The sequence below is a fragment of the Prevotella lacticifex genome, assembly GCF_019973375.1.
Taxonomy (GTDB): domain Bacteria; phylum Bacteroidota; class Bacteroidia; order Bacteroidales; family Bacteroidaceae; genus Prevotella; species Prevotella lacticifex.
In genome coordinates, this window is the sequence record NZ_BPTV01000002.1 from 478,105 (window position 1) to 501,851 (window position 23,747).

17 protein-coding genes are annotated in these 23,747 nt (G+C 54.1%); 4 read left to right on the forward strand and 13 right to left on the reverse strand.

The annotated features are described in order from the left end of the window. Positions 1–213 precede the first annotated feature (213 nt). Both LDN30_RS12405 and LDN30_RS12410 read left to right on the forward strand, forming a co-directional pair. The gene (locus tag LDN30_RS12405; RefSeq protein ID WP_223927571.1) at positions 214–681 is read left to right on the forward strand and encodes a MaoC family dehydratase; all 468 of its coding nucleotides are present in this window, start codon (positions 214–216) and stop codon (positions 679–681) included. Positions 682–693: 12 nt separating this feature from the next. Then, on the forward strand, positions 694–1,284 hold the full coding sequence (locus tag LDN30_RS12410; protein ID WP_223927569.1) for a sigma-70 family RNA polymerase sigma factor: 591 nt from the start codon (positions 694–696) through the stop codon (positions 1,282–1,284). Between the two features lie 84 nt (positions 1,285–1,368). Here the strand turns inward: LDN30_RS12410 and LDN30_RS12415 are convergent, their stop codons facing one another. Next, positions 1,369–1,587 carry a hypothetical protein gene (locus tag LDN30_RS12415; RefSeq protein WP_223927568.1) on the reverse strand — a complete coding sequence of 73 codons (219 nt, stop codon included), beginning with the start codon at positions 1,585–1,587 and terminating at the stop codon, positions 1,369–1,371. A 124-nt stretch (positions 1,588–1,711) separates the two neighbouring features. On the opposite strand from LDN30_RS12415, the gene yfcE reads away from it, so the two are divergent. Further along, entirely contained in the window at positions 1,712–2,269 is a 558-nt protein-coding gene (gene yfcE, locus LDN30_RS12420; protein ID WP_223927566.1) for a phosphodiesterase, read from the forward strand. 31 nt (positions 2,270–2,300) lie between these two features. Here the strand turns inward: yfcE and LDN30_RS12425 are convergent, their stop codons facing one another. The 3 genes from LDN30_RS12425 to LDN30_RS12435 all read right to left on the reverse strand — a co-directional run bounded on the left by LDN30_RS12425 (position 2,301) and on the right by LDN30_RS12435 (position 7,012). Continuing rightward, positions 2,301–3,536 carry a sugar MFS transporter gene (locus tag LDN30_RS12425; RefSeq protein ID WP_223927564.1) on the reverse strand — a complete coding sequence of 412 codons (1,236 nt, stop codon included), beginning with the start codon at positions 3,534–3,536 and terminating at the stop codon, positions 2,301–2,303. Beyond that, entirely contained in the window at positions 3,526–4,404 is an 879-nt protein-coding gene (locus LDN30_RS12430; protein ID WP_223927562.1) for a PfkB family carbohydrate kinase, read from the reverse strand. The genes LDN30_RS12425 and LDN30_RS12430 overlap by 11 nt, the downstream gene beginning before the upstream one ends. Positions 4,405–4,735: 331 nt before the next feature. Continuing rightward, positions 4,736–7,012 (reverse strand): inorganic phosphate transporter, encoded by a 2,277-nt coding sequence (locus LDN30_RS12435; protein ID WP_223927560.1) that lies wholly within the window; start codon positions 7,010–7,012, stop codon positions 4,736–4,738. 762 nt (positions 7,013–7,774) lie between these two features. Here LDN30_RS12435 and LDN30_RS12440 point away from each other — a divergent pair. Next, entirely contained in the window at positions 7,775–10,564 is a 2,790-nt protein-coding gene (locus LDN30_RS12440) for a DUF8487 domain-containing protein (RefSeq protein ID WP_223927558.1), read from the forward strand. 3 nt (positions 10,565–10,567) lie between these two features. Here the strand turns inward: LDN30_RS12440 and LDN30_RS12445 are convergent, their stop codons facing one another. The 9 genes from LDN30_RS12445 to LDN30_RS12485 form a co-directional block, all read right to left on the reverse strand. Next, a complete protein-coding gene (locus LDN30_RS12445; protein ID WP_223927556.1) occupies positions 10,568–11,524 on the reverse strand; it encodes a Ppx/GppA phosphatase family protein in 957 nt (318 codons plus the stop codon). Between the two features lie 109 nt (positions 11,525–11,633). Continuing rightward, positions 11,634–13,754 carry an RNA degradosome polyphosphate kinase gene (locus tag LDN30_RS12450; protein ID WP_223927554.1) on the reverse strand — a complete coding sequence of 707 codons (2,121 nt, stop codon included), beginning with the start codon at positions 13,752–13,754 and terminating at the stop codon, positions 11,634–11,636. A 169-nt stretch (positions 13,755–13,923) separates the two neighbouring features. After that, complete coding sequence (locus LDN30_RS12455; RefSeq protein ID WP_223929675.1) at positions 13,924–14,610, reverse strand: leucine-rich repeat domain-containing protein; 687 nt, start codon at positions 14,608–14,610, stop codon at positions 13,924–13,926. 144 nt (positions 14,611–14,754) lie between these two features. Next, positions 14,755–15,822, reverse strand: a complete 1,068-nt coding sequence (locus tag LDN30_RS12460) for a porin (protein WP_373316555.1) — start codon at positions 15,820–15,822, stop codon at positions 14,755–14,757. A 225-nt stretch (positions 15,823–16,047) separates the two neighbouring features. Continuing rightward, positions 16,048–17,586, reverse strand: coding sequence for a beta-helix domain-containing protein (locus LDN30_RS12465; protein ID WP_223927550.1), 1,539 nt, complete (start codon positions 17,584–17,586; stop codon positions 16,048–16,050). Positions 17,587–17,615: 29 nt separating this feature from the next. After that, positions 17,616–20,450: a TonB-dependent receptor gene (locus LDN30_RS12470; protein ID WP_223929676.1), complete on the reverse strand. Its 2,835-nt coding sequence runs from the start codon at positions 20,448–20,450 to the stop codon at positions 17,616–17,618. 307 nt (positions 20,451–20,757) lie between these two features. Continuing rightward, positions 20,758–22,323: a sensor histidine kinase gene (locus LDN30_RS12475; RefSeq protein WP_223929677.1), complete on the reverse strand. Its 1,566-nt coding sequence runs from the start codon at positions 22,321–22,323 to the stop codon at positions 20,758–20,760. Between the two features lie 3 nt (positions 22,324–22,326). After that, complete coding sequence (gene phoB, locus LDN30_RS12480) at positions 22,327–23,031, reverse strand: two-component system response regulator PhoB (protein ID WP_223927544.1); 705 nt, start codon at positions 23,029–23,031, stop codon at positions 22,327–22,329. A 166-nt stretch (positions 23,032–23,197) separates the two neighbouring features. After that, positions 23,198–23,725, reverse strand: a complete 528-nt coding sequence (locus tag LDN30_RS12485; RefSeq protein ID WP_223927542.1) for a DUF4890 domain-containing protein — start codon at positions 23,723–23,725, stop codon at positions 23,198–23,200. Positions 23,726–23,747: the final 22 nt, after the last annotated feature.

Here is a 23,747-nt window from a genome sequence, read left to right on the forward strand (position 1 = left end):
AGACCATCTACACATATTTATATATATGCGTATTAACGGACAGGACAGTGATAACGACGAGAATACGATGCCGACGAGGAGTCTACAAGGGGAAGAATACGTACGGCAGACTGATTGTTGAAAAGAAAAAGGTGGAATGCTTGTTTTTTCCATGAGATTGTAATATCTTTGTAGACAAATTCAAGAACGAAAAAACAAAGCACAGAATACAAAATGGGAAAACTGATTGTAAATTCATACGAAGAGTTCGCCGCCCACAAGGGTGAGCAAATAGGTGTGTCGGACTGGGTGACACTGAGTCAGGACATGATAGACAAATTCGCCGAGGCTACCCTCGACCACCAGTGGATCCACACCGACCCTGAACGCTGCAAGACGGAGAGCCCATACCACCAGACCATTGCCCACGGCTACCTGCAGCTCTCGCTCCTGCCCTACCTCTGGCAGCAGATTATCCAGGTGAACAACGTGAAGATGCTCGTCAACTACGGCATGGACAAGATGAAATTCGGACAGCCGGTGCTCTCGGGCAGCAGAGTGCGCCTCGTGGCCAGTCTGCGCGACATTGAGGACCTGCGCGGTATCTGCAAGGCACAGATTGACTTCAAGCTCATGATTGAGAACGACAAGAAGTTCGCCTTGAAGGGTATCGCCACCTTCCTATATTACTTCGATAAATAAAAATTTCTGCTTATGTCGAAAGAACAAGACAAACTCGTGACCGACAATATTGGCTATGTGGTCACGATGGCAAAACAATATGCCGGCCGTGGTGTCCCGATGGACGACCTCATCAGCGAGGGCAATATGGCCATGGTCGACGCGTCGCGGAAGTTTGAGGCCGACAAGGGCAAGCGTTTCGTGAGCTATGCCGCCCCGTTCATCCGCCACGCCATGGAGGAGGCCATTGAACGTCAGGCGGGTCTCTACCGCGTGCCACGGTCGGAGGCTACACGCGAGACCAAACGCCGGAAGATGCCGGTATCCGTCGACGAGCCCATACCCATCGGGTCGGCTACGGGGTTCAGCCTGCTGAGTCTGTTGGTGAACAAGAACGTCAAACAGGCCGACCTGAGCATCGAGGACGAGCAGACTGCGCAGAAGATAAATAATGCCATCGCCAAACTCGATGACCGCGAACGCGAAGTGGTGAAGCGCTACTTCGGCATCGGTGCTGAGACAAACACGATGGCAGAGATTGGCGAGGCTATGGGACTCAAGCGCGAAAGGGTACGCCAAATCCGCAACAAAGCCATACGCAAACTGCGCAAGGCCTTGCTGTAAAAGCATAAAGAGGCACAGACAATAACGACGTATGCGACATCATCCCATATCGTGATGATGCCGCATACGGTGAGCAATACTGCCTTAGACAGCCTTGTAGCCCTTAGTGCTGTTACGGGCGAGAAGGTCGTGGAGGTTAAGCTCCTTCTCACCATTCTCCTCGTAAGCCTCCTTCATCTCGTCCCATCCGTGCTGCTCATCCTTAGAGTGGGTGAAATGGAACGAATGGTTGCGGAGCTCGATGAAACCCCAGCCGAGAAGTGCTACTGCTACGAAAACTGCGAAAGCGATTAATGGTGTCATAATATTATTATAATATGTTATAGCTATAATTGTGGACGCAAAGGTACTGCTATTCGCCGACAATACAAAACAAAATCATATTTTTCTTTCCAAGCATCTACTGTTCATAAAGTAAATATTACCAATGAGATACCTTATCATCAGCGATATCCACGGCAGTCTGCCACGGTTGCGTCGTGCCTTGGACTACTACCGCCGCGGACATTTCGACATGCTCCTCATCCTCGGCGACATCCTCAACTACGGTCCACGCAACAGCATTCCCGAAGGTATTGATGCCAAAGGGATTGTGGAAGTGCTGAACCCGATGGCAAAGGACATCGTGGCCGTACGCGGCAACTGCGACGCGGAGGTCGACCAGATGCTCCTCGATTTTCCCGTTATGGCCGATTACGCACTTATCGTCGACGAAGGACGGAAACTCTTCCTCACCCACGGCCACGTCTACGACCCCGACCACCTGCCTCCCGGGAATTTCGATGCCGTCTTCTACGGTCACACCCATCTGTGGCATCTCGACGAGGGAACACCTGCCGTCTGCAATACTGGCAGCATAACATTCCCGAAAGGCGGCAACGAACCGACGGTGGTAACATACGAGAACGGCGTGATAACAGTCAGAACACTGCCCGACGAGACAATGCCAGAGGGAAAAGTCCTAAAAACCATTACTCTGCCATGACCTCACTCTACGGAAAAGTCCTGAAAGTCAATCACGCTGCAGTGACCGAGGAGTGGCGGCACGGCCGCGACAGTTCGGACGCGAAGAGGAGAACGATGAAATAGCCGAGGAACGGGATAATGAACGGCATGGAGAGCATACCCGTCGAGTCGGCGATGAGCCCCATGAGAAGGAACCCGCAACCGCCTATCGGTGTCATCATCAACAGCGACGAGGCACTCTTTGTAAGGTTTCCGAGACCACGGAGGGCAAGGGAGAAAATCGTCGGGAACATGATGGCCTCGAAGACATAGTTGGCTACAAGGGCAATCATCGAGACGGATCCGAGATTGAGCATCACGACACCGATACACACCACACTGCCCACAGCGCAGGCGAAAAGCATGCGCTCGGCACGGACACTGCGCATAATCCAGCTGCCGCCGAAGCGTCCAATCATAAAGAAAGCCAGACAGCACGTGAGGACGATGGAGGCCGTATTGTCGGTCATCCAGTGCTTGCCGGTGACGTAGTTGATGAAATAAGAGTTGATGCTAATCTCCGCGACCTCATAAGCGAGGAGGGCGAAGAGACCAAAAACGAACATCGGATGGTGGCGGAAAAGCTGGACGATGCGCGTCTCACCGGCATTCTGCCGTTCATCATCGGTGACGGCATGCTTTATCTCCGGCAGGTCGACACGCGAGAATACTACGGCAATGAGCAGGACGATGATGCCGAGGACGGTATACGGCACTACGATATTGCCTCCGTCGTCGGTACCGTCGAAGAGGAACTGTCCCACAAGGAAAGTCGCCGACAGTGAGCCTAACCCATTGAACGACTGCGAGAAGTTAAGCCGCGAGGTGGCTGTGGCGGGGTCGCCAAGCTCGGTGACGTACGGATTGGCTGAGGTCTCGAGGAACACGAGACCGCAGCCGATGATGAACAGGGCACCGAGATAAGCATAGAATGTGCCGGCCTCAGCACCGGGAATGAAGAGCAGTGCACCGGTACCAAAGAGCGACAGTCCGAAGATGACACCGTGACGGTAGCCGTGGCGGTTGATATACCATCCGGCAGGGATGGCCATAAGGAAATAGCCGAGGTAGGTTGTCACCTGGACGAGCGCCGACTGTGTGATGCTTATGTCGAGGGCGTTCTGGAAATGCTTGTTCAGCACATCGAGGATGGCACGGGCGAATCCCCAAAGGAAGAACAGCGAGGTGACGAGGATGAACGGCAGGAGATACTTTTTTGTCGTCAGTTTCGGTCGATTATTTTTCATTTTTCAGTATTTCTTTTATATCTTCCTCCGTTCCGTCGAACGGTCCGGAGTGTTCAAGTTTCAAGGTGCACATGGCCGCAGCATAGCGTCCGGCCTCATCGGGGGAAGCACCTAACGACCGACAATACAGGTAACCGGTGGAGAAGGTATCACCGCAGCCGGTGGTGTCGACAACACGACGTGGCCGGTATGCTGGAATGTCGTAGAAACTGCCACCGGCGTAGATCACCGACCCGTAGCTGCCAAGGGTGATAACGACCTCACTGACACCGCGGGCAGCAATATCACGGGCCACCGTACGGGCATCGTCGGAATCGGCAATGACCCGCATCTCATGCTCATTGAGTTTCAGTATCCCCGTACAGGCAAGGATACGGTCGCGGTCGCGGAACGCCGTGGCCCGTACATCCTGCCCTACCACCTCACGCAGATAGCCCTGCACGTCGATTGATACCGTGCCCTTTTCGGCAAGACACTCAACGACTTCCGGTGAAAAATCATCGGCGAGGAGGCTGCCAAGGTGGAAAATTTTGGCATTGAGGCTACTGACATCATCGACGGTGAAGGCATCGGCCTTGGCAAGGACACGCTGGGTGCGGTTGTTGGAGTCGGCACCATAGCTGTTCTCGAAGTACACCGTATGGCGGCTCGGCAGACAGATGGTGTCGATGCCCAAGGCCTTTATCTTCGCCACCTCACCGCGATGGCCCTCACCGACCTTCGTGACAAGCTGATAGGACACGCGCCGCGGCAGACGGCTGATGCCACGCGACATATAGAAAGAGGTGCCTCCGGCCATGAAGACGGTCTTCTCTGGGGTGATAATCTTATCACGCGTGATGTGACCAATACTGCATATATCGTACATATAATATTTCTCCGTTTACATTATTATTTATGACTACACCGTGGGAGGCCACTATGAAATAATCCCCCTCCGACAGACAGCCAATGCAAAGGTACAACTTTTTTCTTACACCGATTTTAGCATAAGCCAAAAAAAGCCATAATAAGAAACCAACGGGCTATCAGAACAATATTAGAGAGATATTGACCACAAAAAAATATGCCTTATTGCAGACAAAAAAGTTTCGTGAGATAAAAACCTCACCGAGATTTTTATCTACGAAACTACGTAATACAAAATTACCAATCCTATATATAGCGGTACCGGCAGGTACCGTCCACCAATCTATCAATTATGCTGAAGCAAGCTCGCGGGGAGCGTCCTCCATGAACTTCTTTGCCGAACGCAGCTGATGGCGCATGACGCTGAGGAACTGCTGTGTCTCCTGAAGGATGTTGAGGTAGACCATATCGACCTGCATATTCTTGTTGTCCTGAGCTGTCTGCATACGTGTGATATGCTTCTTGCGGACTACGGAGAGCTGATCCTTGCAGACATCGGCCTCGGCGAGGATGCTGCGGTACTGGTCGTAGCGGCCCGATTCAATCTCCTCACACGACATCTTCATAAGGTCGTTGACGGTGCGCATGACTGGCTCATACTCTTTAATATATGCCTCGGGCACCGGATTGAAGTTGTTGTCGACATGCTCCTTCACCGGGTTGAGCATACGGCGCAGGGTGTAGATATACTGCTGGTCACTGTTGGCACCGACGTGGAACCACGTATTTCGCTCGATGGCAAGTTCCTGCGGCGACCGTTTCAGACCGAGCATCTCCTGGCGACGGAGTTTCTTGAGCAGTCCGAGCGACTTGCGCAGCCGCTTGTCGGTACGGCGCAACTGCTTAACATTCTGACTGTTGAAGCTGTTTATAATATTATTATACTCCTCCAAGGCGAGGCTGCAAGTTCTGCTCTGTGTGTCGCGGACATGCTTGCGCAGCATCTCCCAGACAAGCTCGGGGTCGCGGGTGCGCATCATCAGACGGAAACTGTCGTCGGACTCCTTTGCCTCCTGCTGCTTGCGCTTGTACTTACGGTCACTGCGCCAGAGGAGGAAGACCACGAGAACCATGAATCCTACCTGCACGACGATACCACCAAACCACATGCACATGCAGACGAGAGCACAGGTGATGAAAGCCGCACCGGCGGTGATAAACCATCCACCGATGACACTCAGCACACCGGTGACACGGAAGACGGCACTCTCACGGCTCCACGCACGGTCGGCGAGACTCGAGCCCATGGCCACCATGAACGTCACGTAGGTCGTCGAAAGGGGCAGTCCGTGGTTGGTACCGAAGGTGATAAGCATTGATGCCACCACGAGGTTGACGGCGGCACGGACGACATCGAAGGCGGCCTTGTCGTCGGTAAGCTCCACATCCTCAGAGTTGAAACGGCTGTTGACCCACTGACGGACACTGACGGGGAAGAGATGGGCGACGCTCTCGATGAACGACTGCGAGCTGCGGACGATGGCACGGGCTGCTCTGTTGGAACCGAACATCTCGTCGCCCTCATCCTGACGTGCCAGGTCGACGCTGGTCTTGATGACGTTGCGGGCCTTCTTCGAGGTGGCCATGGCGATAATCATTATTACCCCGGCAGCCATAAGGTATAGAGGTGGCGTCTTGGCACTCGACATGAGTGATGTCATCATGAACGAATCGGGCGATGCACCGCCACCATTGGCATGGAAGTCCTGATAAGAGTCGAGACCGGCGAGAGGCACACCGATGAAGTTCACGAGGTCGTTGCCGGCGAACGACATTGCCAGGGCGAACGTTCCCATGAGCACCGTGAAGCTGAAGATATTCACCTTCAGCAGGTGGAGAATCTCCATGACGGCCGTCGAAGCGACGAAGGTGACGAGAAGTAGGAAGTTTGTGTTGTTGTTTATGTAGTCCTTGATGTTATCGGGGATATACGGACTCTTGCCCAGTCCCTTCATGAAGATGAAGTAAGCAAGGGCCGTGAAGGCTATACCGCCGAAGATGGCAATGGAATAGCGGCTGTGCTTCTGGTAGCTGAAGGTGAATACTATACGGCTTACCCACATGACAGCCAGACCGACGAAGAACGAAATGGCCACCGATACGAAGATGGCTATGATGACCTTCAGGGCCTGGTTGGAGTTCAACAGGTCGCCGTAGCTCAACTTATTGTCGGCCAGGACCATAAGGAAGGCGAGCATGAACGTACCGCCGAGGAGCTCGAAGACAAGAGATATCGTCGTCGACGTAGGCATTCCCAAGCTGTTGAACATGTCGAGGACGATGACATCGGTGACCATCACGGCCAAAAAGATGGTCATAACCTGATGGAAAGAGTAATGGTCAGGCATCATTATACCGTGGCGGGCCACATCCATCATACCCGTCGACATCACTGCTCCAAGGATAACGCCGGCCGAGGCGATGATGAGCACGGTGCGGAACTTAGCAACTCGTGCGCCGACAGCCGACTGGAGAAAGTTGACAGCGTCGTTACTCACTCCTACGAAGAGGTCAAATACCGCAAGGCAGAGCAGGAAGACGACAATACATAAATAAATTGTTTCCATTTCTTTTAGTTGAATTCTACTATTCTATTTTTGCCGCAAAGGTAAGAATGTTGTATTTCAACCCTCTGTCATTAGTATTACAATCGTGTTACAATAGATTTTTTAACCCATTTGAAATGCAGTCGGGCGATGACGCCTCGGGGAGGGATGAAAACCATGACTGCCACATCTTTAAATGCCTTTTTCATCATCCTACATTATATTATAATCACGGAGACAAAAGAGAATGGTGGCAACAGTATGTAAAATAAATTCATACTCCACCGTCTTTCATTCCAATCTTATACCATGCTGATTATCAATAGTTTACTGATACATATCATTTTGCGTTGTAAAACGGTACGTTTTAGGACGCCAAACGGTCCATTTCACCTTCCGAAATGGGCCGTTTTGCATGCCCAAACGATAGGTTTGGGAATAATGTAAATATATTTCAGCATCGGATTGCTGCCGCACGGTAATCGCTATCGCCCGTTTCGTCCTGTGTTACTGATGATTCAGCACCGTCGGGGCTGCCGGTGGCATGGACAAGATATCCGTAGCACCAGAATGAACACTCGTCTTCAGCAGCTATGGCTGGGATAAGTCACAGTCCTATTGCCACGCAGGTAATTGTTCTCTGCACCCGGAATTCACTATGGAGTTTATTGGTTGATTGGAAGAGAAGCAGCATTTTTATGTTTTTTCCATTGCCTGTGGCACTTATGTCAGAAAATTGTTGTACTTTTGCGCTATACTAAAACAAAATCAGAAAACTTAGATATGACATCCTCTACAATCCAATCGAGATTACTATTGCTGCTCACAGCCATTATAATATGTATGGCCGCTGACGCCCAACAGAGCATCGACCTGTCGGGACAATGGCGCGTGACGACGGTGGGACAGCCACCGGCAGAGTTCACTGGCAACGGAAAGATGGTGACGCTGCCCGGCAGCAACCTCACCAACGACATCGGCCTCGACCCTACCCTCAACACTAAATGGACCTGCTCGATTTACGACTCATCGTTCTTCTACAACCCGAAGATGGAGGAGTTCCGCAACGCAAAACCGATAAAATATCCGTTCTTCCTCACACCGAACAAGCATTTCATCGGCCATCTGGTCTATTCCACCAATATCACCGTACCGGAACCGTGGAAGGGCAAGAGCGTCGTCCTCTACATTGAGCGCCCACACATCGAGACAACCGTCAGCGTTAACGGCCGGAAGGCCGGCCACCGCATGTCGCTGTCGACACCCCACGTCTACGACATCACGCCTCTCATCAGCTACGGCAGGACAAGCAGAATCGACATCGACGTCTACAACGGCATTGAGAATGTGGATGTCGGACAGGATTCGCATTCCGTCACCGACCAGACCCAAGGCAACTGGAACGGCATCGTCGGCGCAATGAAACTCATAGCCATACCGAAGTCGGTGGCAAAAGCCTGCGGCGAGGACAATCCCCTACCCCGTCCGAGGGTAATGGCCGACGCGCGTACCGGCAACGTGAGCGTTGTTTTCCCCGACGAGACGATGACTTTGCATATCGACAATCCACAACTGTGGTCGGCAGCCACACCCGTCGTCTATCACCGCATAGTGAGATACCACGGCATGGACGTTCCGGTGGCGTTCGGCTTCCGCGATATCAGTGTCGACGGTCGCCATATCCTCCTCAACGGCAAGGAGATATGGATTCGCGGAACGGTGGGCAACTGCAATTTCCCCCTTACCGGTTATCCGCCAATGGACGTGGAATCGTGGATGCGAATATTCCTGAAGATGAAGGAATACGGCCTCAACGCCATGCGCTTCCACAGCTACTGTCCACCGGAGGCCGCCTTCACCGCCGCCGACAGCGTAGGCATCTACCTCCAGCCGGAGGGTCCGTCGTGGCCCAACCACGGTGTGAAACTCGGTAAGGGACAGCCCGTCGACAGCTATCTTGCCACCGAGACGCGCCGCATCGTCGACACCTACGGCAACCATCCGAGTTTCGTGATGATGGCCCTTGGCAACGAGCCCGCCGGCGACTGGGTGAGATACTGCAACGCATGGGTCGACACAATGAAAAGCTATGACCCACGACGTATCTATTGCGGGGCCTCCGTCGGCGGCGGATGGGCCTGGGACAGCGGCAGCGAGTATCACGTCAAGGCCGGAGCACGCGGTCTCGACTGGGACAAGGCGGCACCGCAGAGCACCGACGACTACGACCGGCAGATTCTCTTCCCCCGCAACTACAAAGGCAGCGAGCCTAACAACTCGCCAGTCATTGCCCATGAGCAGGGGCAGTGGTGCGCCTTTCCCGACCTCAACGAGCGGAACCAGTACACAGGAGTGTACAAAGCATACAACTTCGACATCTTCGACAAGCTGCTGCACGACAACGGCATGGCTGCGATGGCACGTAAGTTCCTGATGAGCAGCGGCAAGCTGCAGACGTTGGCATATAAATTCGAGACTGAGCGCAACCTCCGGACGGCCGACTATTCGGGATTCCTCTACCTCGGCCTCAACGACTATAGCGGTCAGGGCACGGCTCTCGTGGGACCGCTCAACGTCTTCTGGCGCGAGAAAGGGTATGTCGACGGCAAGGAGTGGCGCGAGTTCTGCAACGATTTCGTAATCATGGCCGAATTCCCGAAATTCACTTTCCGTGCCGGAGAGAAGGCATCAGTAGACATCGACTTCTATAATGCCACCGGAGAGGCGCACAGCGATGCCACAGTCGGCTACACCGTCACCGACGGAACAACAGTCGTGAAGCAAGGGTCGGCCAATGCCGATATCGCCACCGGCAAGACGCGCCACGTCTTCAGCATCGTCCTGCCCACCTACCTCGACAAGCCCAAGCAGCTGACACTCCGCCTCTCGGCCGTCATCAGCGGCAGAAGTTACACCAACCACTACGACTATTGGGTTTATCCCGATGTGGAAATTGCCGAGGCGAAAGGAATATACATCGCCGACAGCCTCGACGCCAAGGCCCTGCGCACACTGGCTCACGGCGGCAAGGTACTGCTCACGGCAGCCGGAAAGGTGAGCTACGGCAGCGACGTGCGCCAGACTTATCTACCAGTATTCTGGAATACAAGCTGGTTCAAGATGCGGCCGCCACATACCACCGGAGCATATATCGACTGTCGGCACCCGCTGTTCAAGGAGTTTCCCACCGACGACTGGACGAACCTTAACTGGTGGGAGCTGCTGAATAAGGCCCAGGTGATGAACCTCGCGGAGTTCCCGGCCGACTACGAGAGTCCCGTTCAGCCCATCGACACGTGGCATGTCAGCCGCAAACTCGGAATGATTGTCGAGGCGAAGGTCCTCAAGGGCAAGCTGCTCATGACGACAATGGACATCACCACCGCCCTCGACCGCCGCATTGTGGCCCGTCAGATGCGGAAAGCCATCATCGACTATATGACGAGCGATGCCTTCGCACCGACGACAACCGTCGACGTCAGCGTCATCAGCGACCTATACAAAAAGACGGCTCCACCGGTGATGATGTTCACCAAGGAGTCGCCCGACGAGTTGAAACCAAAACTAAAATAAACTCTATGCCGTGTACTTGCTGAGCATATCGTTGATGATACCATCAGCAAGGCCGAGGTTCGGAACGAGAATATCGGTGGCCCCCGAGTTGGCGGCAGCCTGGAGGAAGATTTCCGCGGCCGGAACGATGACATCGGCGCGGTCGGGTTTCAGTCCGTATTCGGCCATCCGCTCCTCAACGCTCATCTTGCTGAGCACGTCATACTCCTTCTGGAGGACACCGACGGGCAGTGCGCCGTCGAGGTGCTCCTTCTTCGAGGCCAGCCGGTAGAGCTTGTTGATGTTTCCACCCGACCCGATGATGCGGACGCCGGTGCGGCCGGAGGTGACCTTCGTTATCTCCTCTTTCATCTCGACAAAGTCCTTCTTCCGCACTTTCCCTTTCAGCAGACGGATAGTTCCGACGTTGAACGAATGGCTGTAGATGCGCTCGCCACCGCAGATGAAGCTCACCTCGGTGGATCCGCCACCGACATCGACGTATAGGAAGTTGCCGTCGGCAACGCTGCCGTCGGCGGTCTGAGAGGCGTTGACAATATAGTTGAAGTGGTTGTCGAAGATTATCTGCGACTCCTCGTCGCCGGTGATAATCTCAAGGTTCAGCCCGGCCTTATGGCGGATGCGGCGGATGATGCTCTTTCCGTTAGAGGCATCGCGCATGGCCGACGTAGCACAGGCCCTGTATTCGCGAACGTTATATACCTTCATGAGCTGACGGTAGGCTTTCATGGCGGCGAGGAACTCACGCTGCCGCTCCTTCGATATCTTTCCGTCGGCAAAGACGTCCATACCGAGGCGCAAGGGGATACGCAGGAAGAGCAGCTTGCTCACCGACTTATTGCCGTCGACATCAATCTCAACATGCTTTATCAGGAGACGGGCCGCATTCGAACCAACGTCGATGGCGGCGAGGTTGAACTCCTCTCCGAACCCGACGGATATCATTTCTTTATCTTTCATTGTATTCTTTCGGTTTTATTTATAGGATATAGGGAGGCAAAGGAAACTATAGGGAAGAAAAGGAAGCCACAGGACGACAAAGGAAAACGTACGGCCTATGGCTACCAATCTATAGCTCCACGCCATACTTCTCGGCCTCAGCGTTGAGGGCCTCCTGCGAGCGGAACGGCTCCTCGCCCTCGGCGACGGGCTGGAAGGCGTTGGTGCCACGTCCATCGACGATGCGGCCGTTGGCGGTATCGCGCAGTCCGTAGTCGACGGTGCGCATGAGATCGTGGCGCAGGTCAGGGTCGTAGACCGAGGTATAGACCTCCACACGGCTCAACAGATTGCGCGGCATCCAGTCGGCCGAACCGAGGAAGTACTTGTTGTGGCTGCCATTACAGAAGATGAGGATGCGCGAATGCTCGAGATAGCGGTCGATGATGCCCACACACTTGATGTTGTCGCTCACACCGGGGACACCCGTCACCAACGAGCAGTTGCCGCGGATGACGATGCCTATCTTCACGCCGGTCTGAGAGGCCTGATAGAGTTTGGCCACCATATCCTTGTCGGTGATGTGGTTGATCTTCATCTTCACCCACGCCGGTTTTCCAGCTTTAGCGTTCTTTATCTCCACATCGAGCAGACGGAGGATGCGGTTCTTCATTGAGTTCGGCGACACCATCAGTTCGCGGAACTGAGGGTGGATATATGGATGCTCAATAAAGTCGAACACCTTCGACACTTCCTTCACTATCCCGGCGCGCGCCGTCATCATTATATAATCGGTATATATCTTTGCGTTGCCCTCATGGAAGTTTCCCGTTCCTATGCAGGCTATATCGCCATTCTTCGTCGAGATATGCAGGAGTTTGGAATGGACTTTAAGACCCTCCACACCGTATATTACATTTACGCCCTCGTCCTGCATACGGCGGCTCCACTTGATGTTGCTCTCCTCGTCGAAACGGGCCAGGAGCTCCACGACGGCGGTAACCTTCTTGCCGTTGCGGGCAGCGCTGATGAGGGCTTTCACCACCCGGGAGTCCTTAGCCAGACGATAGAGGGTGGTCTTTATCTCCTTAACCTCCGGCTTGAGCGCAGCTTCCTGGAGCACACGCAGATAGCAGTCGAAGGAGTCGTAGGGCACATGGATGAAACGGTCCTTCTCCCGAATCTTGTCGAGAATGCTGTCGGCGGAGGCGAAAACCGGTTTCACCACATGCCGCCACTTAGGATACTTCAGCTCGTCGTGGCCGCAACTTGGGAACGACATCAGGTCCTTATGGTTCTGATAGCGGCCGCCGGCGAGCGACGTATCGAGTTCGTCGAGGTCGAGGCGCTCCTGAATTTTCTTCAGAATATCCTTTGGCATCTCCTTGTCGTAGAGCACCCTGACAGCATCGCCACGCTTGCGGCTGTCGATGCCCTGGCGGATACGCTCAAGGGTGCCGTAGTCCTGGTCGTTGTCGATTTCCATCTCGGCATCCTTCGTGAACTTGAACGAGTAGGCGGAATAGGCCGCCGGCTTCATGCCGAGGAAGATGATGGGCAGACAGTAGCGGATGACATCGTCGAGATACATTATATTCTCGAAGCCGTCGCTCGACGGAATCTTCACCCAGCGGCCCACCTGGCGGTCAGGAATTTTCACTATGGCCAGACGGGTCTTATGCTTGCCGATGGCATCCTTGTCGGCATCGGTAAGGGCTTTGCGCTCCACGACGAGGTAGATGCGGTTGTCCTCTAATTTCGCAATATTATCGATGTCGTGAAGCCACATGGCGTTGACCGACCCGTTGAGTTTATCGAAGTAAAAGTTACGGAGGAAGGAGCGCTGTTCATCGTTGAGATGCTGTTCGTTGACGACGCGGATGCCATGCTGCTCAAGGAGGCCGAAGACCTCGACGACGGCCTTGTCGTACTCGCGGCTGTACTCCTCGTTGAGTCGGTTGATGGTTTTGAGGGTGCGCTTGAGGGTGTGGTTGGTTTTCTTATCCAACGACGGCTCGGCAAGCAGACGGGTTATCGATGCCACGCGGACACGGAAGAACTCGTCGAGATTGTTCGAATAAATTCCCAAAAACGACAACCGCTCGAGCAGAGGCACACTCTCCTTCTGCGCCTCCTGCAGGATACGGTGGTTGAAATACATCCAGCTAACGTCGCGTTCGACGTAGAGTCCGTCCTTCAGTTTTCTTACCGATATTTCGGCAACCTTTTCTTTCGATTCCTTTTTGTCCATAACAGATATAATAGTGTTTCTTCGGCTGTTCAGTTTTAAATAATATGTAGATAAAATTTACTCTTACCGACAAGATAATTTCGACCTCAGCGAATACGCAGATATAATTACTTTCGCCGACAAGAGATTCCGTTTCTTCTGCAAAAAAGCCCGGTATCGGGCCCGGGCTTTATTTCTTTGCTTTCTTATCCGCTGTAGCGTGAGCCGACTTCTCGTCATCGCGCTTTGAGGAGTCATCCTTTTTCTGTTCCTGTTTTCCGGTCTTCTCCGGTACCTTCTGACCATCGGCTGGTGGTGCGGCCTTGGCTGCCACAATGATGTATTCGTCGTCCTCGTCCTTATAGTGGAGGGCTTTTCTGAATTTCTGCACCGCCTTCTCGGGCACCGTAATACTGTGGAGCTCATCGCTGTCGTCGAAAACGTGGCGGTTGATGTTATTGGGTGTACCGGCAAAGGTAACCGTCTTCAGCGAGTCGCACTCGGCAAAAGCATATCCTTCGACCGTCGTCACCGATGACGGGATATATACGTTGTCGAGACCGTCGCAGTCGTAGAAGGCATCGTTTTCTATCTTCTTCACCGTCGACGGGATGATTACGTTCTTCAGGGCCTTCTTCCTGCGGAAAGCCATCTCGCCGATAACCTCCACACCCTCCGGAATGGCGAAGCTGTCCTTGTCGGAAAGGCAATAGACAAGGCGCTTGCGGTCGGCGGTGTAGACAGCCTGACCGTCGAAGTCGAAGTTATCGCTGTCAATCTTTTGCAGTGCGAGATTCAATACTAAGAGGTCGAATTTCTTGCTCTTCTTACCGTCTTTCGACAGCAGACGGAGAATCATTTTCTTGCTTTCTTTCATAATTAGTTACTCCTCAAATGTGTTTCTGCTGCAAAATTACTGACAATGTATTACAGAACTGTTACAATACATTTACGCTCCAGTTAAAATCGTGTTACGTCTTGTTACAATCCTGTATCATCCTGAAAATATTGATGTCCGCAATCAGAAGTGGACCATCAGCTCGACGACAATCTTATCCTTCTCCGATACTTTAGGCACCCCGTCATGTCCATAGAAATACTTCTCGTAGTTCACTCTGATGTCACTGAGGAATGGTTTGTCGAGACTGAGCGTCACGCCACCGGTTATTCGGCCGCGCTTATAATCGGTGGTCTTGAGGGTACGCATTCCGTCGGCAGCGGTGACCACAGCACTCGACGATCCGTCGCTGTGGTCAGTCATGAAGTCGTACCGGAGGAGTGGCGACACCTTCGTAAACAGGTATTTAGCCTGACCGTCAGCACCCTTGCGCGGCAGGTTGATGTCGTAGCTGACGAAGCTGTCGAAGGCGTGGACGGGGCGGTGGGCACCTTTCTCATAGTGCTTGTAGAGATATTCGGCCTCAGCAATGAATCCTTTCTTGTGGAAAGTCAGGCCGGCATCGTACATCATTATATTAATGTCGGAGGGCCGCACCTTCTGGGCACTGAGCACGGCGTTGAGACCGCAGGGCAGGAGGAACTGCGCCTTGGCAGAGAAGTTGATATTGTTCGTCCAGAAATCCTTCTGGTTCGTCAGTCCGGACCCGTTGTAAACACCGGCCTCGACGACGATGGGGAAACCGGCGTTGAACGTATAGCCGAGTCGCGCACCGACATCACGGACGTTGCCCACCTGCTTGGCAATGAACGAACGGTTGGCGAAATACTGCTGATACGGCGACCGATGGGCGTCGATGGTAAACGGCACACGCATCTGTCCGAGGGTGATTTTCAGCGACTTCCAGGGGTTGACCATGGCGTAGGCATCGAGCATTTTGATTGTTCCCTCATCGCAGAGGTCAATCTCAGCCTTATACGAAACGATGGGATTGATGTTTCCAGCCACGTCGACACGTGCCGTACGCACCTCGAAACGGCCTTTCTGGTCCTGGGTCTGATATTCGTATTTTCCACGAATGGTACCGCCAATCTTCATTGTAGGTTGGCTTTTCTGCGCCGTCATCTGCATTGCAGCGAGGCAGAAGGTCATGAGCAAGGCTCCTCTCTTAATTCTCTCTGTAGTGTTCATTGATTATTGTCTCGGGTTCTATACTTTTCGTTTGCAAAATTACTCGCGTTGCATTTCATTTGTGTTACAATAGTGTTAAGGTATTGATAAACCCCATTTTAGTGCGACAGATGAAACGTCCACACGCTCGCCCTACAACAAATATGGGGCACCCCGTCACTCCGACGGCAGCGCCCCATGAACACTTTTGAGGGAAAATAAATTCTTGTTTACATCCTACGAAGGTTAGTAGACGGTGTTCTCAGGATCGAAGTTCGTCCATCCTGCTGTCCAGTCGTTGCCGCTCTGGAAAGCACCTACGAAGTTCACACGGTCGAACCAATTGTTGCCTGAGAGCTCGTCGAACGATGCCGTCAGCGAGCTGCCCACCTGCGTGGAGGCCGCGATGACTGATGCTATACCGTTGTAGGCTGTGGCTGTCCAGTCGAGGACAGCGTTGCCGTTGGCAGGGAGCTTGAAGAATGTGCTCGAGAACGAGGGCTTCGTCACGTCGAGAGTCTTGGTCTTGTAGTCGTAGAGATGGTCTTCATAAATCTTGTTGAAATCGGTGCCCACAGCGTCCATGCCGGCGAAGGCAATGCGGTGGAGCTTCAGCAGACCGTTGGTGGCTGCCTCCTGGGTGTTGCCCTTCTCGTTGTCGAGAATCAGACCGACAGGCCAGCCGATGGCAACACTGTTGTAGCAGTTCAGACGCGAGTTGCGGCGTATGTGCATGGCAGCCTGGAACTTACCCATCGACGAACCGTTCTCAGGGTTCATGCCACCACCATTGATGTAGTCGCTGGTATTCTTGAAGTTAGCGTCGAAAGTCTTCGGGCCAAGGAAAGTCATATTCGAGAATGTTGCTGTGGTGTAAGGCTCAGCGGTAGTGCCACCGGCGTTGTTGTCGCTCTCGAAACCATTGCTCTGCGATGCGTCGGCAATCTTCGAGTCGCGGACGGAGAGTCCATACTGAACGTTACCCGAGAATCCGTTGTCGGTATCGAAGTCGTCGTCCCAGCCGCGGAAAGCCACGAGATACTTACAGTTGACCGTACCGCCGAACCACTCGTAGGAGTCGTCGTTGGAGTAGGACACCTGCACGTGGTCGATGGTTGTGCCGGAACCGACGGAGCCGAAAGTCAGTCCGTTGATTTCCTTATCCTTCTCGAAGGGGTATCCGGCAAACTCAATACGCACATACTCGAGCACACCCGAATTATCCTTAGGATCGTTGCCGCCGTGCTTTGTGCGCGGACCACCCTCAATCTGCTGGGCGAGCACACCGTTGTTGTTAGGAGCTTTACCACAGAGGATTACGCCGCCCCAGTCGCCGGGCTTGCGGGCTCCCGGTGCCTGCTCGGATGTGAAGACGATAGGCTGCTGATAGGTGCCGCGGGCAATGAGCTTGCCGCCCGGCTCAGCGATGAGGGCAGCCTTCGTTTCCTTGTCGCCCTTGATGACGGTTCCCGGCTCGATGGTCAGGGTGGCGCCGTTGGCTATATAGACCCATCCCTTGAGGGTGTAGGTGCCTTTCTTCAGTGTTGTGTTGCCGGTGAAGACGAATCCCTGCTCGCCGTTGCCAATCTGAGTGCCGTTGGGGTTGTCGCTGCCGTCGGCGTTGAAGAGGATACCCGTCGATGATGTCAGACCGCCGTCGGTACCCTTGGTGTACGATGTCTGCTTACTGTTGTCCGGTTCGTTGTTGTCGTCGCTGCTGCACGCGGTCATAGAGGCCGCGAGAGCGAGGAGGCACATGCCTCCGAAAAATTTCTTTGCTTTCATCTTTAGATATTAATTTGTATGTAAATTAATTAGAGAGTATAAGTAAGTGTCAATTGGATGTTACGTCCTGGCTTGTACTTTCGAGTTATCTCCTGGAGTTTCTTCGTCCGTCCGTCGTCGTAGGTGACGGTGGAGAACTGCTTGTAGAGTATGCTCTGGTTGATGAGGTCGCGGACGGCGAATTTCAGTTCGAGGCGTTTCCACAGCCGCTTTCCGAAGGTGATGTCGATGGCATCGCGCGGCATCTCGTAGCTGTCGGGCACTCTGACGTTCTTTTCGCTTTCGGCACCGCCCTCGTTACGTCCCACACCGACGATGCGCTTGCCGATGCGGTTGTAGAGTATTGCGGCGTCGATGCCTGATTTTGGATTCTTATAGAACAGTCCCGTGTTGATGAGGTAGGGCGACTGACCCTGCATCGGGCGGTCGTATTCGACGCTGCCCGGTTCAAAGTTGACACGACTGTGGATGAGCGAGCCGTTGAACGAGATCGAGAAGTTGCGCAACCCGATGAAATCGAGAGTCTTACGCAGGTCGAGCTCAAGGCCGTAGTTGTCGGCCGACTTTGCGTTCTTGTATGAATAAATGACATCTGTACCTCCCGACATGGTGTAAACCCATTCTATCGGCGAGTCGAAATGCTTGTAGAAGGCCGCGAGCGATACCATCTCACCACCCGTAGGATACCACTCCCATCGCAGGTCGAGGTTCTGGACGTAGCAGTTGCGGAGGTCGTAGTTGCCCTGTACGTCGCTGGCGAGGTCGAAATCGTAGTACACCGACGGCGAGAGCTCGCGGAACTCGGGGCGGTTGATGCTTCGTCCGTAGGCCAGCCGGAGCTGATGTTCGTCGTTGAGGCGGCAGGTCATATTCAGCGACGGGAAGAGGTCGCCGTGGCGGTAGTAGTGACTCTTATGGCTCTCCTCGAGCTGACGGGTGTTGGTTATGAGCTCCATCTGGTTCCATTCGTAGCGCAGTCCGGCGAGGATGCTGAGCCTTCCAAAGGGCAGCGAGGCCGTGACGTAGCCCGCGCCAAGGGTGTTACGACCGTCGTAGTCGTTGATTTTGTTGACATCCTCGAGCAGATAGAGCTTGTCGGCGCCGAAATTGGCGGGGTCGCTGAGCAGCGTGGGCATGTCCATGGAGCGGAAACCAGCTGGCATGGTGTTGTCGGCGGTGTTGTACCAGTAGAAGAAGTTGCGGGTCTTGTAGGAGCGGGTGCGGTATTCGCCGTAGGCTCCGGCCTTCAGCGTAGGCGTCCACGACCCGAAGTCGAACTTATGTTCGTCGTTCACCTGGAGAGATATAATGTGCTCGTCGAGTGAGGTCCACTCACGCGAGATATCGTTCTGGTAGAGCCAGACGTAGGAATCGTCGTCGGTGGATGAATTTTCACTGTAGAGAATGTATTTCCGACGGTCAGGCAACCTTCTGTTGGCATAGGCATAGCCGACACTCCAGTCAAGTGCATCGCCACTGATGTCATGCTTTCCGGTTATCTGACCCGTGTATGTTGTTCGGCTGCGGTAGTAATACTCAGCCGATTTCTCCGGTTCCGACTGTGCGCTCGTTCCCTGACGCGACGTGTACCGGCTGTTGCCAATCTGGTTGAAGATATTCTTCAGCTGATACTTGTTCTTGCCACTCGGCGAGAGGAGCGTGAGGTTGACCATAGCCCCGAGGCGCACGTTGTGGTTATACTGGTTGTCGGTAGACAGGCGCAGGGGGTTCTCGCGGTCGTTGCCCACATCATAGGCATCGTAGAAGTTGTTGATCATTCCGCGGTAGGTGCGGTACTCATTGGTGTAGTTGACAGCGGCTGTCATACCGAGACGTGCGTCGCCGATATTCCACTTCCTGGTCCAGTCGGCACCGATCTTTAGGTCGCCCAAGGGGCTGTAACTATCTGTATGCCAGTCGTTAGTGAGATGATTCCCGGTGAGTGAGTACATCGTGTTGCCACCGCTGTTGGCTCCAAGGGAGTGGAGCGAGGCACCGATGCCGCCGTGGAGCGACCGCAGTCCGCCGTCGAAGCCGAGCCAGTCGGTCGACGACGACTTTTGGGCGAGGAAGTTTTTGAATGCCGAACCGCTGTTCCAGTTGCCGCCGACGGTGATATGGAATGCGTTCGTCGTAGGAATCTCCTTGGTGTTGATGAGGATGAATCCACCGGTATAGTCGGAAGGATACTCAGCGGCAGGCGTTTTCACTATCGTGAGGTTGTCGATCTGATTACTCGGAATCATGTCGAACGAGAAAGCTCTCGTATCGGCCTCACTGCTCGGAACGGCTCCTCCGTTGATCCATACATTATTATAACGCTGCGAGAGACCACGGACCATGACGAATTTCTCGTCGATGAGGCTCACGCCTGGCACACGGCGTATCACCTCGCCCGCATTGGAGTCCTGGGTGCGTTGTATTTCTTGTGCCGACACATTGCTCACTATGACGGAACTCGCCTTGGTCTGCTGGATCATCGCTTTCTCTGTGTTTCGCCTTGCAACAGCGGTGACGGTGACCTCACCGAGCTTCTGTTCATCCGACTGAAGTGCTATAAGCACCTGATTCCCGGCACCATCAGCCTTCGACTGAACTCCGTCAATTTCTTGAGTCTTATAAGATATGTACTTTACAGTAAGGGAGTACTTGCGGTCACGCTCGAGATTGGAAAAGGTGAAGGTACCGTCAATGTCGGTAACCGTACGGTTTCCTGTTCCTGTCACCTCGACAGTCGCGCCGATGATTGGCTCTCCTGAGCTCTTGTCCACAACCTTGCCTCTTATCTGCTGAGCGAAGCATCCTGCCGGAACAGCAGACAGCAAGGCTATTGTAAATACAATCTTACTTGAAATTCTTTTCATTCTATGCTTTTTTCCTTTACGATTGCAAAGGTAGCATAGCTTTATTACATCGCAGTTGCGCTGATGTTACAGGTTGATTAAATGTTCAGGAGGGCAGAAAGAGGGGGGAGGAAGGCAAAGAGGGGGCGCCGTTGCGTTCGACGAATTATAATTCGTCGCACAGGACGGGGCTGGCTGAGGGGAAGGCTGGGGAACGGGGGCTGAGGGGAAAACAGGGGAACGGGGGCTGAGGGGAGGGCTCAAGAAGGGAAGGCAGGGAACCGAGGGCTGAGGGGCTGGCAGGAGACCGGGTGCTGAGCGCCCTTCCTCACCTCAGGGTGAACTCAAAGCGCAGGCCACCGGTGGGGTTGTTCTTAACGCTTATCGATCCGCCGTGCACGCGCACCGCATTCTTGACGATAGCGAGGCCGAGACCGGTGCCGCCCATCTTTCTGCTGCGGCCCTTGTCCACACGATAGAAGCGCTCGAAGAGTCGGGGCAGGTGCTCGTCGGGCACCCCTACCCCATTATCAGAGAATACGAACGATGCCGAGGTGATGCCTTTCTTTGACATGGGAGCGTCGGCGACAGTCTTTCCACGCTGCTTCCCGGCTGTGGCACCGCGCAAGGTGACATGCTGGAGAGTGCCGGTAAGGGTGATCGTCGTACCCACGCCGGCATACGCAATGGCATTGTCGGTGAGATTGCGGAAGATACTGTATATCAAGCCGCGGTTGCCGTGGATGACCATAGTATCGGGGATGTGGCATTCCATGGACATATTCTTCTCCTCGAGGGCAAACTGGCTCTCCTTTTCGACGGTGCGTATGACCTCGGCGACATCGACATCCTCAAAGACCATCATGTCGGCACCGTCGTCCATGCGGTTCAGCGTCGACATATCGCCGAGCAGCGATGCCAGACGCTTGCTCTGCGAGTAGCAGCGGTCGAGGAACTGGTCGCGCGTCGCCGCCGCCATATCAGGGTGCGACAGGATTGTCTCGAGATAGCCCTGGATGCTCGCCACCGGCGTTTTCAGCTCGTGGGCCACATTCTGCGTCAGCTGCCGCTTGAGTATATCCTGCTCCTTCTGCGTGCGCTGGAGCTTAATGTATAGTTTCACTATTCGTTCGGCGGTGTCGCCAAGCTCATCATCGGAGAATCCGCCGAGCTCCGAAACTGCCGTCCCCATATCGACATCGGATGCCGACGGCACCGAGGCTGTGTGCTCCACGCGTGTGGCAAAGGCGTTGAGCTTGGTGATGTTACGGCCCAGCCGGTGGGTGAAGCGGTAGAGGACGATGGTGAGGATAATCATCACCGCGATGGCAAACCATATATAATGTTGGTCGGCACGCAGACTCTTGGCCAGATTGACGTTGTAAGGAAGGGCCGAACGGATGATAATCTTCTCCTTGGGAAAGTAGGTGGCACTATAGAAATAGGCCTGACGGAGCGTCGTACTGTTGCGGTCGACAGCCGATCCGGTGCCCGTGCGCAGGGCCTCGACGACCTCGGGGCGCGTGCGGTGGTTGCCCATGTGGACGTAGTCCTTGCGGATATTGTCGAAGGCTATGGTACCGTCGCTGCGGATAATCGTCACCCGAAGGCCGCGTTCGTGGTGGCGGGCGATGAACCGCGACAGGGCCTGCTCGCTGAAACCGTCACCATTATAGAATACTGTCTCGTTGATTGTGGTATTAAAATCCTGAAGACGGGTGTTCAGCGTTTCCACCTTGAACTGCTTCTCGCGGTTCTGCTGAAACACGATGAACGCCACGGCGAAGACGACAAACAGCGACAGCACGGAGAGATAGAGCCTCGTGCCGATGGTCAGCTCCGCCTTCTTCGTGCCCGACGGCCTGAAACGGCCTATGGAGAAGTTGCTTGTCATAGTCTACTTGTCGAAATAATATCCGAATCCAAGACGCGTGGTGATATTGCCGGCGTACTGTCCGAGTTTCTTGCGCAGTCGGGTGATATTCACGTCGACAGTGCGGTCGGAGACAAGAACATCGGTAGGCCATATATGGCGGATGAGATCGTAGCGCGAGAATACGCGTCCCGGATGCTCGAGGAGCGTGCAGAGGATGCCGTACTCGGTCTTCGTGAAGGGCACCTCCTCGCCGTCGACGATGACGGTCTTGCGGTCGAGGTCGACGACAAGGCCCTTATATTCAAGCGTATGTGGCTCTTCGACAGTCTCTTCGGCAGCATGCGTCTCCGAACGGCGCAGGACGGCGCGGACCCTCAGGAGCACCTCACGAATGGAGAAAGGCTTGGAGATGTAGTCGTCGGCACCGAGGTTGAAACCCGTAATCTTGTCATTCTCAGTGATTTTGGCCGTAAGAAAGATGATGGGAATATTCTTCGTGGCCGGATTCTCCTTGAGCTTACGGGCCACAGCGAACCCGCTCATGCCACCCATCATCACGTCGAGCAGTATGAGCCGGTAGCTCGTGAGGTCCATCTCGAGGGCTTCCTCACCCGAATTGGCGGTATCGACCTCGTAGCCCTCGGCCTCGAGGTTAAACTTCAAAATCTCACACAGGTCCTCTTCGTCGTCGACAGCGAGGAGCCTCGTCTTGTTCTCATTGTCCATGATTGCAAAATTATAAATTCGATTGCAAAATAACAACTATTTTCTTGCTTTTCTTTTTCATTGGCGTTACATTTCGGTTACAAACGAAAAAGGTGCCTACACAGGGCCGATTGGCGGCTGATGTATGCACCTTTTATGTTTCTTGCATGATGATTGTGACCCTCCGTCACTCCTTTCGCATCGGCATGCGGCGCCGTCGCTGACTGGCAAAGGCCGGTTTAACCTTCTCGTAGGCAGCATACTGGCTGTCGTCGAGGATGGCGCGGAGTGCTGTGTCGTAGCTCTGCTGGCGCGTGGCCATCATGGCAAACGGATTCCGGCGCGAGGTGGTGTCGGCCGACGATGCCCCTTCGTTGGCGTTGCGCTCGGGAGGAGGACCTGCCGGACGCCCATTGCCCTGACCGCCGCCATGATGTCCACGCGGTGGTTTGGGTCCTTCGATGATGTCGCTGTACTCGGCGTTGAGGGCCTTGACCTTCTCGAGCTGCGTCGAGGTCAGGTTCAGATTCGCCGTCATGTAGGTGTTCAGACTGTCGACGGTCATGCGTGGACCGTGACTGCGCGGCTGGCGGCTGGCGGTCTGCTGTGTGGCTGAGGTAATGCCGTCGACATCGGTGGTCGACTGGGCCTGAGTGCCGGTCGCGGCGAAGAGCATCAGCGACAGGGCGAGGACTTTCGTTAATCTTACTTTCATCGTAATCTCCTTTCTATTAGGG

Excerpts from the sequence above, each read along its gene's own strand:
- yfcE (WP_223927566.1), top strand. The coding sequence starts at position 1,712 with ATGAGATACCTTATCATCAGCGATATCCACGGCAGTCTGCCACGGTTG.
- LDN30_RS12450 (WP_223927554.1), bottom strand. The coding sequence starts at position 13,754 with ATGGACAAAAAGGAATCGAAAGAAAAGGTTGCCGAAATATCGGTAAGA.
- LDN30_RS12440 (WP_223927558.1), top strand. The coding sequence starts at position 7,775 with ATGACATCCTCTACAATCCAATCGAGATTACTATTGCTGCTCACAGCC.
- LDN30_RS12465 (WP_223927550.1), bottom strand. The coding sequence starts at position 17,586 with ATGAAAGCAAAGAAATTTTTCGGAGGCATGTGCCTCCTCGCTCTCGCG.
- LDN30_RS12470 (WP_223929676.1), bottom strand. The coding sequence starts at position 20,450 with ATGAAAAGAATTTCAAGTAAGATTGTATTTACAATAGCCTTGCTGTCT.
- LDN30_RS12425 (WP_223927564.1), bottom strand. The coding sequence starts at position 3,536 with ATGAAAAATAATCGACCGAAACTGACGACAAAAAAGTATCTCCTGCCG.
- LDN30_RS12410 (WP_223927569.1), top strand. The coding sequence starts at position 694 with ATGTCGAAAGAACAAGACAAACTCGTGACCGACAATATTGGCTATGTG.
- LDN30_RS12475 (WP_223929677.1), bottom strand. The coding sequence starts at position 22,323 with ATGACAAGCAACTTCTCCATAGGCCGTTTCAGGCCGTCGGGCACGAAG.
- LDN30_RS12485 (WP_223927542.1), bottom strand. The coding sequence starts at position 23,725 with ATGAAAGTAAGATTAACGAAAGTCCTCGCCCTGTCGCTGATGCTCTTC.
- LDN30_RS12405 (WP_223927571.1), top strand. The coding sequence starts at position 214 with ATGGGAAAACTGATTGTAAATTCATACGAAGAGTTCGCCGCCCACAAG.
- LDN30_RS12455 (WP_223929675.1), bottom strand. The coding sequence starts at position 14,610 with ATGAAAGAAAGCAAGAAAATGATTCTCCGTCTGCTGTCGAAAGACGGT.
- phoB (WP_223927544.1), bottom strand. The coding sequence starts at position 23,031 with ATGGACAATGAGAACAAGACGAGGCTCCTCGCTGTCGACGACGAAGAG.
- LDN30_RS12415 (WP_223927568.1), bottom strand. The coding sequence starts at position 1,587 with ATGACACCATTAATCGCTTTCGCAGTTTTCGTAGCAGTAGCACTTCTC.
- LDN30_RS12435 (WP_223927560.1), bottom strand. The coding sequence starts at position 7,012 with ATGGAAACAATTTATTTATGTATTGTCGTCTTCCTGCTCTGCCTTGCG.
- LDN30_RS12430 (WP_223927562.1), bottom strand. The coding sequence starts at position 4,404 with ATGTACGATATATGCAGTATTGGTCACATCACGCGTGATAAGATTATC.
- LDN30_RS12445 (WP_223927556.1), bottom strand. The coding sequence starts at position 11,524 with ATGAAAGATAAAGAAATGATATCCGTCGGGTTCGGAGAGGAGTTCAAC.
- LDN30_RS12460 (WP_373316555.1), bottom strand. The coding sequence starts at position 15,822 with ATGAACACTACAGAGAGAATTAAGAGAGGAGCCTTGCTCATGACCTTC.